This is a genomic window from Roseivivax jejudonensis, assembly GCF_900172265.1.
GTDB lineage: Bacteria > Pseudomonadota > Alphaproteobacteria > Rhodobacterales > Rhodobacteraceae > Roseivivax > Roseivivax jejudonensis.
The window spans coordinates 80084-91725 of sequence record NZ_FWFK01000006.1 but is presented as its reverse complement, the minus strand read 5'-3'; the positions used below and the strand labels follow the sequence as shown (position 1 = coordinate 91725).

Sequence of the window (11642 nt, the reverse complement as noted above, 5' to 3'; positions counted from 1 at the left end):
CCGCCGCCGGCCCATCACATCAACGTGTTGGCGCATCACATCGCCCCGGCGGTCGTATACTGATGCAGGACGAGGATAGTCTCGGGCCACAGACGCGGATCCGACCCCAGATGTCATTCATTGGCCAATCGCTGATCTCCGCCGCCGTGCTCGGCGGGGCGCTATACGTCTGGATCGCGCATGTGCCGGCCTCGCAGCCGATGCTCGACCGGCTCGGCGTCCTCGACGCGCTCGGGATCGAGATGGCCCCGGTGGATGCCGCGCTCGCCCGGAGCGGCCGCGGGTCGGACCAGGGCACGCCCGTCGTCGTGTCCGAGGTCGAGGAACGCATGCTCGAGGACCGGGTGACCGCGATCGGCGACGGACGCGCCGTGCGCTCCGTCACCGTCCGCTCGCGCGCCGTAGGCCTCATCACCGATCTGCCGATCACCGCGGGCCAGCGGGTGGAGGCCGGCGACGTTGTCGCCCGGCTCGACGACGAGGCCGAGACGATCGCGCTGGAGCGCGCGCGCCTCATCCTCGAGGACGCCCGCGCCGACAACGAACGCATCAACCAGCTGCGCGCCTCGGGCGCCATCACCGAGGTCGCCTTCCGCGAAGCGCAGCTCGCGCTCCGCACCGCCGAGCTGGCCGAGCGCGAGGCCACCTTCGATCTGCAGCAGCGGCAGGTGACGGCGCCGATCGCCGGCGTCGTCGGCATCCTCGACGTGGAGATCGGCGACCGCATCGCCGCGCAGGAGGCGCTCGCCACGATCACCGACCGCTCGGTCATCGTGATCGACTTCCGCATCCCCGAACGGGTCATCAGCCGGACCACCACCGGCATGGCCATCGAGGTCTCGCCGCTCGGCATCGCCGGCACCACGCTCGAGGGCACGATCAGCGCGATCGACACCGTCGTGGACCGCGCCAGCCGGACCCTGCGCGTGCAGGCCGAGGTCGACAATGCCGACGACCGGCTGCGCGCCGGCATGGCCTTCTCTGTCGCGCTGACCTACCCGGGCGAGACGCTCATCGCCATCGACCCGCTCGCCCTGCAATGGTCGAGCGACGGCGCCTTCGTCTGGGTGGTGCGCGACGGCACCGCCCGGAGGGTCGCCGCCACGATCCAGCAGCGCAACAGCGAGTCCGTCCTGATCGACGCCGACATCGACGCCGGCGAACCCGTGGTGATCGAAGGGGTCCAGACCCTGCGCCCGGGCAGCGAGGTGACCATCTCCGACGGCACCGCCGTCTCGCGCGAAGGGCAATCCCCTTCGCCCCGGCTGTGACCTCCGGTGTCTGACGCGCCCCCCTCCGCCGCCGGCGCCTCGGGCATCGCGCTCTTCGTGCGGCGGCCGATCCTCGCCTTCGTTCTCAGCGCGCTGATCGTGATCGCCGGCATCGCGGCCTATTTCGGCGTCGAGATCCGCGAGCTGCCCAACGTCGACCGGCCCGTCATCTCGATCACGACCGAGTTCTCCGGCGCCTCGCCGCAGACGGTCGACCAGGAGCTGACCGGACGGATCGAGGGCGCCGCCGGCCGCGTCTCGGGCGTGCGCAACATCTCGTCCAACTCGCGCTTCGGGCGCAGCCGCGTCACGCTGGAATTCGAGGACAGCGTCGATATCGACGTGGCCGCCACCGACACCCGCGACGTCATCGCCCGGATCGCCAACGAATTGCCCGAGGCCGCCGAGGCGCCCGAGGTGGTGAAGGCCGATTCCGACGCGCAGCCGGTCATGCGGATCGCCGTGACCTCGCCGGGCCGCTCGCCGCAGGACCTCACGCGGCTGGTGCAGGAGCGGGTCGAGGATCGCCTGATCTCGGTCGCGGGCGTCGCGGACCTGCAGATCTACGGCGACCGCGAGCCGATCTTCCGGGTCGATATCGACCAGCTCGAACTGGCCAGCCGCGGCCTGACGCTCGCCGACATCCGCTCTGCGCTGGCCAACGTCGCCTACGACGCGCCGGCCGGCGGCCTGACCGGGAACCGCCAGACGATCAACGTCCGCACGACCGCCACCGTGGCCACCCCCGAGGCGTTCGAGGCGCTCCAGATCAGCGAGGACGTGGTCCTCGGCGATCTCGCGCGGGTGACCCTCGGGCCCGAGCCCGACGAAACCGTGCTGCGCGCCAACGGCCAGACCGGCATCGGCATCGGCATCGTCCGGCAGGCGACGAGCAACACGCTCGAGATTTCCGAGGACGTGCGCGCCGTGGTCGCCGAGCTCGACCAGACGCTGCCCGACGACGTGTCGATCTTCGTCACCTCCGACGACGCGACCTTCATCCGCGGCTCGATCCAGGAGGTGCTGAAGACGCTGGGCCTCGCCGTCGCGATCGTCGTCGCGGTGATCTTCCTGTTCCTGCGCGACGTGCGCGCGACGCTGATCCCCGCCTTCACGCTGCCGGTCGCCCTGATCGGCACGCTCGCGGCGATCTACCTCGTCGGCTTCTCGGTCAACATCCTGACCCTTCTGGCGCTCGTCCTCGCGACCGGGATGGTCGTCGACGACGCCATCGTCGTGCTCGAGAACATCGTGCGCCGCCGGTCCGAGGGGATCGGCCCGCGCGCCGCGGCAGTGCTCGGCACCCGGCAGGTCTTCTTCGCCGTCATCACCACCACGGCGACGCTCGCGGCGGTCTTCGTGCCCTTGTCGTTCCTGCCCGGACAGGCCGGCGGGCTGTTCCGCGAATTCGGGTTCACGCTGGCGATGGCGGTTCTCCTGTCCTCGATCGTGGCGCTGTCCCTCTGCCCCGTTCTGGCGAGCAAGCTCCTGCGCCGCCCACCCGACACCGATCCGCGCGGGCCGCTGATCTGGCTCGGCAACCGGCTGTCCGCGGGCTACGCGGCGACGCTGCGCGTGGCGCTGGCGATGCCGTTCGTGGTCGTGCTCGTGGCCGCGCTCTTCGCGCTCACCGCCGTCTTCGTCGCCGGCGGCATCCGGCAGGAGCTCACCCCCTCCGAGGACCGCGCCGTCGCGCTTCTCAGCATCACCGCCCCGCAGGGCGTGTCGCTCGACTACACGACGTCGAAAATGCGCGAGATCGAGACCCTCGTGCAGCCCCTGCGCGAGAGCGGAGAGATCACCAACGTCTTCTCGATCACCGGCTTCGGCGCCGAGAACCGCGGCTTCATGGTGTTCTCGCTGTCGCAATGGGACCAGCGCGAGCGCAGCCAGCAGGAGATCGTGGGCGAGATCAACGGCAAGCTCCGCGGCGTCATCGGCGTGCGCGCCTTCGCGATCCAGCCGAACTCTCTGGGGATCCGCGGCGCCGGGCGCGGCCTGACATTCGCCGTCACCGGCGACAGCTACGCGCAGCTCTCGGACGTGGCCGAACGGCTCGTCGCGCGGATGCAGGAGAACCCCGCGATGGGACAGGTCCGGCTCGAATACGAAACGACGCAGCCGCAGCTTTTCATCGAGATCGACCGCTCGCGCGCCTCCGACCTCGGCATCAACATCACCGGCCTCGGCGACGCGCTGCGCGCCGTGCTCGACGGCCGCTCCGTCGGGTCGGTCTTCCTGGACGACACCAGCTACGACGTGCAGATGCTCTCCACCGCCACCCCGGTCAACGACCCCGGCGACCTCGAAAACATCTTCGTGCAGACCGGCGACGGGCAGATGGTCCCGATGGCGAGCTTCGTGCGCCTCGAGGAACGCGCGGTGGCCCCGGAGCTCGACCGCGAAGACCAGAATCGATCGGTCGAGATCTCGGCCGGCCTGACGCCCGAGCTGGCGCTCGGAACCGCCCTCGCCGAGGTCGAGCGCCTCGCCGGGGACATCCTCGCCGAGCAGAACCGCATCGTGCCGCTGGCCGAGGCCGCCGAGCTCGACCAGACCTCGGGCGGCCTGCTCATCACATTCGGCTTCGCGATCGTGGTGGTCCTGCTCGTCCTGTCGGCGCAGTTCGAAAGCTTCGTCTCCGCAATCGTCATCATGGTCACGGTCCCGATCGGGCTGGCCTGCGCGGCCTTCGCGCTGCGCTTCACCGGGCTCAGCCTCAACGTCTACTCGCAGATCGGCCTCGTGATGCTGGTGGGGATCATGGCCAAGAACGGGATCCTGATCGTCGAGTTCGCCAACCAGCTGCGCGATCGCGGGCAGGACGTGGGCAGCGCGATCCTCGAGGCGTCCACCGTCCGGCTGCGCCCGGTGATGATGACCATGGTCTCCACGGTGCTTGGGGGCGTGCCGCTGATCCTGTCGACCGGCGCCGGCGCCGAGGCGCGCGAGGCGCTCGGCTGGGTCATCGTCGGCGGGCTCGGGCTCGCCACCGTCTCGACGCTCTACCTCACGCCCGTCGCGTATTTCCTCCTCGCGCGGTTCTCGCCGCCCCGGGCGGCGGAGGAGCAGAAGCTCGAAACCGAACTTCTCGCCGCCGACGCGACCTGACCGCGATGGCGTCCCGCCGGCGAGGGGCTGGATCCGGTCACCGCTTCCTCGTTAAGGAAAGGGCGGGCCGGTCCGGGCCCGCCGCCGCGGGGCGGCCCCGCCCGGACCGAATCGAAGCAGGACAACGAACGGGAACCGACAATGACAAGACTGCTAGCGATCCTCCTGGCGCTCGGGCTCGCACAGGGCTGCGCGAGCACGGTGCCGACCGTGGCGGGTGACCAGAACACGATGACAGTGGCCGGCGTCGAGGGCGAGGACATGCTCAAGCTGCGCGCGGGCCCGGGGATCGACCAGATGGTGCTGGCCGGCCTTCCAAACGGCACGAACGTCCGCGTGCGCGACTGCACGATGGTCGACACCACGCGCTGGTGCCGCGTCGCGATGGAAACCGCACCCACGCTCGAGGGCTACGTTTCCAGCGCCTACCTGCGCTGACCTCCCGGGCGGCGGGCGCCGCGGGCGAAGCACACCGGGCGCCCCGTCGCGCGCCCGGGACCCGACCGGCCCGGCGGCCTGTCCGACCTCGACCTCGGGCACACAGCTCGTGCGCCGCGCCGTCACCCAGGGCCCCATGACGGAAACCGGCTAGCCCGGCATCGCCGCCGCCGCCTCGCCGAAATGCCGCGCCTCGCGCATCAGCTCGTCGAGGAACAGCTTTTCCGCCGGCATCACCTGCGGGCGGTAGCGGCGGGCCAGCACGATCTCGCGGTGCCAGTGCGCCTGCGGAAGCGGCACCGGGCGGATCAGATCCCGCGCCTCCTCGGGCGCAAAGATCACCCGGGTCATCATCGTCAGGTAATCCTCCGCGCAGACGATCGACTTGATCGTGTGGATCGAGTTCGTCGCCACCACCGGCCGCGGCGGTTCGAGCCCGTTGCGGCGGAACAGGCCGTCGAAGCCCACCCAGATCGCGTTGCCCTTCTCCGGCAGGACCCAGCGATAGCGCGTCAGGTCTTCGAGCGTGGGCGCCTCGAGCCGGAACAGCGGATGCCCGGGCCGCGCGGCGACGCAGACCTCCTCCGTTCCGATGGGCGTGACCGACACGTCCGGCGCGATGTCGGCGGTGATGCTGCCGATCAGCGCGAAATCGACCGACCCGGTCGCGACGGCGGCGAGCATCGCATCACCCGCGCCCTCGATCACCTGCACCTGGATCTGCGGCGCCTTGGCGTTCACCGCCGCCAGCGTCGGCTGCAACAGCGTCGACACCGCGCTCGGCACGAGGCCCACGCGCACGAAGCCCGAGGCCGCGCCGTTGAGCATCCGGATCTCCTCGACCACGCGCGAGGTCTCGAACTCGACCATCTCCGCGTGCCGGCGCAGGGTCTCGCCGAACGGCGTGAGCGTCATGCCGTGGGGATGACGCTCGAACAGAGCCGCGCCGAGCGTGGCTTCCAGCCGGCGCAGCGACCGGCTCAGCGCCGGCTGGGTCATGCCCATCACCTCCGCCGCGGCGTTGATCGACCCCGCATGCGTGATGGACAGGAAGACGCGCAGCTCGCGATGGTTCAGAAGCATTACAAAATGTTATGCCTTCGGCCTCACAATGCAATATGCAAGCGCGCCCCGGCCGGTCTTACTTGACCGAAGTCTACCGCAAGGGGGTGCGCGTGCAGGGGTCTGCCGAACGACGATCGGGGTCTGTCTACCTCGACTACAGCCAGGAAGAGCTGGACCGCGCCTACACGCAGGCCCTCTGGGCCCCCAACATGCAAAGCCTGATCGACGGCTGGACACGCGACGGCGCCGCCTGCCGCGACCCAGGTCACGGCTATGCCGAACATGCCTATGGCCCCCGCGACTGCGAGCGGCTCGACGTCTTCGACGCCGCCGGCCCGATCGTCCACCTGCATCTCCACGGGGGCGCGTGGCAGCGCCAGTCCAAGGAGGATTGCAGCTTCATCGCCCCGGCGATGCGCCGCCTCGACGTGCCGTTCGTCGTTCCCGAGTTCGGCCGCCTGCCGGACCAGCGCATGCCCGAGGTCTTCGACCAGATCGTCGCGGCGATGGTCTGGACCTACCAGACCTACGTGGCCAGCGGACGCGCCGAGGGCATCGTGGTGTCGGGCCATTCCTCCGGCGCGCACATGGCGGCGCTGGTGGCCTCGCACGATTTCGGCCCGGCGCTGCCGGTGTCGGCGTTGCGCGCGGTGCTGTGCATCAGCGGGCCCTACGACCTCTACCCGGTCCTGCTCAGCACGCGGCGCAGCTACATCGACCTGACCCCGGCCGAGGCCGAGCGGCTCAGCCCGATCCGCCGCGTCGCCCAGACCCGTGTGCCGCTGCACCTGATCTTCGGCAGCCGCGAGTCGCCCGAGTTCGTCCGCCAGTCCCGCGCCTTTGCCGCCGCGCTCGCGGGCGAGGGCAAGCTCGCCGCCTGCGTCGAGGTCGCCGGGGCCAACCATTTCGAGGTGGCCGACCAGCTCGGCAGCCACGACAGCGACGTCGGCTTCTGGCTGACCAAGCTGCTCACCATGCCCCATTCCGCCGCCGATCTGCCACCGGTCGGCGGCCCGGCGCCGGGCCCCGGCCCGACGCATCCCTAGCCAGAACGGAGAGGCACCGATGAAACCCCGCCTTCGACACATCGCCCTGCGCGTCAAGGACCTCGAGGCCTCCGCGACCTTCTACGAAAGCGTCTTCGGCTTCGAACGGGTCGGGCGCGAAGAAATACCCATCGGCGCCGCGGTCTACCTCAGCGACGGCGTCATCAACCTCGCCCTGCTGAACTACTACGGACAGGAGGGCGCCGCGTCCGAGGGCGCCGCCGACACCGCCGGCACCGATCATTTCGGCGTGCAGGTCGACGACATCGACGCCATGCGCGAGGTGATCGAGTCCTCGGGCGGCACCTTCTACTTCGATCTCGGCGACACGCGCAAAGGCAACTTCGAGCGCAAGTTCAAGGATCCCGACGGCATCGTCTTCGACATCTCGCACCACGGCTGGCTCGGCACCGACAGCCGCCGGACCGAGGGAGAGTCCCAATGACGCATGCACACCAGACCGACACGCCCGACCTCGTCACCGACGCCATCGTCATCGGCGGCGGCATCGGCGGCCTGACCGCCGCGCTCTTTCTCGAACGTCACGGCATCCCGGCCGAGGTCTTCGAACGCTCCGCCGCGATCAACGAGCTCGGCGTCGGCATCAACCTGATGCCGCAGGCGATCGCCACCTGGGCCGAGATCGGGCTTCTCGACGATATCGAGGCCGCCGGCATCGCGCCCGACCACCTGTATTACCGCACGAAATCCGGGGCGACCGCGTGGGACGAACCGCGCGGGCGGGCGGCCGGCCTGCCCTATCCGCAGGTGTCGATCCACCGCGGCCGGCTGCAGGGGGTGCTCCACCGCGCCTACGAGGCGCGCCGCCCGGGCCACGTCCACTGCGACCGCAAGTTCGTCGGCTACGAGGAGCGCGAGGAGTGCGTCATCGCGACCTTCGAGGCCCGCGACGGCAGCCGTTACACCGTGGAGGGCCAGGTCCTGATCGGCGCCGACGGGATCCACTCCGCGCTCCGCGCAAGGCTCTACCGCGACGAGGGCCGCCCCCGCTGGAGCGGGCGCATCATGTGGCGCGGCACGGCCGACTGGCCCGCCTTCGGCGACGGCCGCAGCTTCGTCATCGCCGGCGACATCGACACCCGCCTGGTGCTCTTTCCCATCGGCGCCGGAGAGAGCCCCGACACCCGCCTGACCAATTGGGTGCTCGTGCACCGCATGGCCGAGGACGGCGCCGCCTGGGAGGGCACGCAGGACTGGCAGAACCGGGCCGACCGCGACCAGTGCCTCGCCGCCGTGCGGTCCTTCGACCTGCCCGACCTCGACGTGTCGGCCCTGGTGGCGGCCACCGGCGACATCCTCGAATACCCGATGAGCGACCGCGACCCGCTGGAGGCATGGAGCTTTGGGCGCGTCACGCTCCTGGGCGACGCGGCGCACCCGATGTATCCCTTCGGCGGCAACGGCTCGGCGCAGGCGGCGCTCGACGCGCGCGCCCTCGCCGAGGCGCTCAGCCACGCGCCCGACCCGGTCCAGGCGCTCCGGGTCTACGAGGAGGCGCGGCGCGAACGGGTCTACGAGGTGGTCCTGACCAACCGCAAGGGCGGGCCCGAGCGCGTCATCGACGTGGTCGAGGAGCGCATGCGCCGCGACGGCGTGGCACCCGAGGACATCCCCGTCGAGGAACGCCGCGAGATCGTGCACGCCTACGCCAAGCTCGCGGGCTACGCCAAGGACCAGCTGGAGCGCCGGGCCTCGTGACCCGCGCCGCCCGGGGGATGCGCCCGTTCAGGGATCAACCGATGCGGAGCCGGGAGGCGATCGACGCCCCGCAGAGCCATCCGCACAGCAACAGGAGAGACCACCCATGATGACGAAGCGATTCTGGTCGGCACTGCTGGCGGCCGGCACCCTTCTGGGGGCCACCGCCGCCCAGGCCGAGGACTACACCTTCCACCGTTGGCTGCCCGACCAGCATCCGGTCAACGCGCGCACGCTGATGCCGTGGTTCGACGCCGTGCGCGAGGCCACGGAGGGCCGGGTGGACATCTCCTACACCGCCGCGAGCCTCGTGCCGCCGCCGCGCCAGATCGATGCCGTCGCCAGCGGCGCGGTGGACTTCGCGCTGGCGGTCCACGGCCACACGCCGGGCCGCTTCCGCGCCTCGCTCATCGGCGAACTGCCGTTCCTCGCCCGCGACGCCGAGCCCCTGTCGGTGGCGCTGTGGCGGACCCACGCGGAATACTTCGAAGAGGCCAACGAATACGCCGGGACCAAGGTGCTGGCCGTCTTCGCCGCCCGACCCGGCGCGGTCTGGAGCCACTCCCGCGCCTTCGCGTCGATGGAGGACTGGGACGGCGCCAAGGTGTTCTGCGGCGTGCGAAATTCCTGCGCGCTGGTCGAGCGGCTCGGCGCCGTGCCGGTCCAGCGTCCGGGCCCGCAGGTGCGCGAGATGCTGGAAAAGAAGATCGTCGATGCCGCGTTCATCGACCATTCGAGCTACAAGGATTTCCGGCTCCAGCCCTTCGTGACCAACGCCACCGAAACGCCCCGCGGGATTTACGCCGCGACCTTCTACGTGGTGATGAACGAGGACAAGTGGACCGCGCTCTCGGACGCCGACAAGGCCGCGATCGAGGAGCTCGCCGGCGAAAGCCTCGCCCGGACGGCCGGCGCCAACTGGGACGACGAAAGCCGCATCGCGATGGAGCAGATGGCCGAGAACGACGTGGCGGTCGTCGAGGCGTCGGGCGACTACCTCGCGGCCATGCAGGAGGCCGTGATCGCGCCCAGCGAAGCGGCGTATCTCGAAGAGGCGCAGACCATCGGCGTCGACGGCGCCGCCGCGCTGTCCTTCCTGCGCGCCCAGATCGAGGAGGAGGGATGAGCGCCACGCCCCTCCCGCGACGCCTGTCCGGCGCGGTCTTCGCGCTGGAATGGGGCCTGATGCGACTCGTCGCGCTGGCCCTCTTCGCGATGATGGCGCTCACCTTTCTCGACGTGTCGGGCCGGTATCTCTTCAACGCGCCGCTCGGCGGTGCGTTCGAGATCACCGAACTGGCGCTGGGATTCCTCGTCTTCGCGACCTTCCCGATCCTCGCGCGGGACGGGCGGCACATCCGGCTCGATCTTCTCAGCAACCGCCTGCCGCCCCGGGCGCAGCGCTGGCACGAGGCGGCGATCCGCGTGTTCTCCGGCGTGGTGCTGGCGGTGATCGCGTGGCGGCTCTTCAAGGTCGCGGCGTTCGAGGCCTCGGTCGGCTACACGACCCTCACGCTCGGCCTGCAGACCTGGCCGTTCCTCGCGGCGATGGGCGTCCTCGCGGCGCTGTCGGCGCTGCTGTCGGTGGTGTTCGCCGCCACGTTCATCCTCGAACCCGGTGAAGGCGCCGAATGACCGCGGCGCTCCTCGGGTTCGGCATCCTTCTGATCCTGCTGCTCGCGGGATTTCCGGTCGGATTCTCGATGATGGCGGTCGGCGTGGCCGGCACGTCTGCCCTGATCGGGCTCGAACCCGCGCTCAGCATCGCGGCGCAGACCCTCGTCGCCACCGTGCAGCAATACGAGCTGACGGTGATCCCGCTCTTCGTGCTGATGGGCAACCTGATCGCGTCGGCGCGGCTGGCCGACGACCTGTTCGGCGCGGCCAACGCCTATATCGGGCACCGCCGGGGCGGGCTCGCGGCGGCGACCATCGTGGCCTGCACCGGCTTTTCGGCCGTCAGCGGCTCGTCGCTGGCCACGGCGGCCACCATGACGCGCGTCGCGCTGCCGGCGATGCGCAAGTTCCGGTACGATCCGGGCTTCGCCGCCGGCTCGATCGCCGCCGGCGGCACGCTCGGAATCCTGATCCCGCCCTCCGCCGCGCTGATCCTCTACGGCATCATCACCTCGCAATCGATCGAACAGCTGTTCCTCGCCGGCGTGCTGCCGGGGCTCCTCGGCATGCTGTGCTATCTCGGCGCGGTCTGGCTCGTCACCCGGCGCAACCCGGGCCACGGCCCGTCCGGCGACGTGGTGGACCGCGCAGAAAAGCGCCGCCGGCTGGTGAAGGTGTGGCCGACGATCGCGCTCTTCACCTTCGTGCTCGGCGGGCTCTACGTGGGCGCCTTCGCCGCGACCGAGGCCGCCGGCATCGGCGCGGCCGGCGCCTTCGTGATCGCGCTCGCGCGCCGGACGCTGACGGTCTCGGGCTTCGTCACCGTCCTGATCGACAGCGCGCGCACCACCGGCGTGCTCTTCGGCGTGCTGATCGGGGCGCTGATCTTCGCCAATCTCATCAATCTCGGCCGCCTGCCCGACCTCCTTTCGGACTGGATCCTGTCGCTCGACCTGCAGGTGATGACGGTCGTGTGCCTCATCATGCTGATCTACCTGCTTCTGGGCTGCCTGCTCGAGAGCATCTCGATGATGCTCCTGACGGTGCCGGTGTTCTTCCCGGTGGTCTCCGCGCTCGGCGTCGATCCGATCTGGTTCGGCATCGTCGTCGTGGTGGCGATCGAGATCTCGCTCATCACCCCGCCCGTGGGCATGAACCTCTTCGTCCTGCGCGCCGTCGCGCCGGACGTCGCGCTGTCGCAGGTCTACCGCGGCGTCGGGCCCTTCGTGATCGCCGACCTCGTGCGCCTCATCCTGCTCTTGGCGTTTCCGGCGATCGCGCTGATGCTGCCGGCCACCATGATGTGACCGGCGCGCTGCATGTCCCCTGCACACAAGCGCGGTTCCGGGGGCCCACGGCGCGGACCGCGCACCAA

General features: G+C 70.4%; 10 protein-coding genes. 9 read left to right on the top strand and 1 reads right to left on the bottom strand.

Translation table 11 applies throughout. The features are described 5' to 3' along the window. Positions 1-110: 110 nt before the first annotated feature. The 3 genes from ROJ8625_RS15950 (at position 111) to ROJ8625_RS15940 (ending at position 4820) form a co-directional block, all read left to right on the top strand. Entirely contained in the window at positions 111-1271 is a 1161-nt protein-coding gene (locus tag ROJ8625_RS15950) for an efflux RND transporter periplasmic adaptor subunit (protein WP_085792922.1), read from the top strand. Between the two features lie 6 nt (positions 1272-1277). Beyond that, positions 1278-4382: an efflux RND transporter permease subunit gene (locus ROJ8625_RS15945; protein ID WP_085792921.1), complete on the top strand. Its 3105-nt coding sequence runs from the start codon at positions 1278-1280 to the stop codon at positions 4380-4382. 141 nt (positions 4383-4523) lie between these two features. Continuing rightward, on the top strand, positions 4524-4820 hold the full coding sequence (locus ROJ8625_RS15940) for an SH3 domain-containing protein (protein WP_085792920.1): 297 nt from the start codon (positions 4524-4526) through the stop codon (positions 4818-4820). 150 nt (positions 4821-4970) lie between these two features. On the opposite strand, the gene ROJ8625_RS15935 is transcribed toward ROJ8625_RS15940, so the two are convergent. Further along, a complete protein-coding gene (locus ROJ8625_RS15935; protein WP_085792919.1) occupies positions 4971-5903 on the bottom strand; it encodes a LysR family transcriptional regulator in 933 nt (310 codons plus the stop codon). A gap of 62 nt (positions 5904-5965) precedes the next feature. On the opposite strand from ROJ8625_RS15935, the gene ROJ8625_RS15930 reads away from it, so the two are divergent. The 6 genes from ROJ8625_RS15930 (at position 5966) to ROJ8625_RS15905 (ending at position 11574) form a co-directional block, all read left to right on the top strand. Beyond that, a complete protein-coding gene (locus ROJ8625_RS15930; protein ID WP_159456783.1) occupies positions 5966-6931 on the top strand; it encodes an alpha/beta hydrolase in 966 nt (321 codons plus the stop codon). Positions 6932-6950: 19 nt separating this feature from the next. Next, positions 6951-7376: a VOC family protein gene (locus ROJ8625_RS15925; protein ID WP_085792917.1), complete on the top strand. Its 426-nt coding sequence runs from the start codon at positions 6951-6953 to the stop codon at positions 7374-7376. Next, on the top strand, positions 7373-8650 hold the full coding sequence (locus tag ROJ8625_RS15920; protein ID WP_085792916.1) for an FAD-dependent monooxygenase: 1278 nt from the start codon (positions 7373-7375) through the stop codon (positions 8648-8650). The genes ROJ8625_RS15925 and ROJ8625_RS15920 overlap by 4 nt, the downstream gene beginning before the upstream one ends. Positions 8651-8756: 106 nt before the next feature. Further along, complete coding sequence (locus ROJ8625_RS15915; protein ID WP_085792915.1) at positions 8757-9776, top strand: TRAP transporter substrate-binding protein; 1020 nt, start codon at positions 8757-8759, stop codon at positions 9774-9776. Beyond that, positions 9773-10285, top strand: a complete 513-nt coding sequence (locus ROJ8625_RS15910) for a TRAP transporter small permease (protein ID WP_085792914.1) — start codon at positions 9773-9775, stop codon at positions 10283-10285. Before ROJ8625_RS15915 ends, ROJ8625_RS15910 begins: the two co-directional genes overlap by 4 nt. Further along, positions 10282-11574, top strand: coding sequence for a TRAP transporter large permease (locus ROJ8625_RS15905; protein WP_085792913.1), 1293 nt, complete (start codon positions 10282-10284; stop codon positions 11572-11574). Before ROJ8625_RS15910 ends, ROJ8625_RS15905 begins: the two co-directional genes overlap by 4 nt. Positions 11575-11642 lie beyond the last annotated feature (68 nt).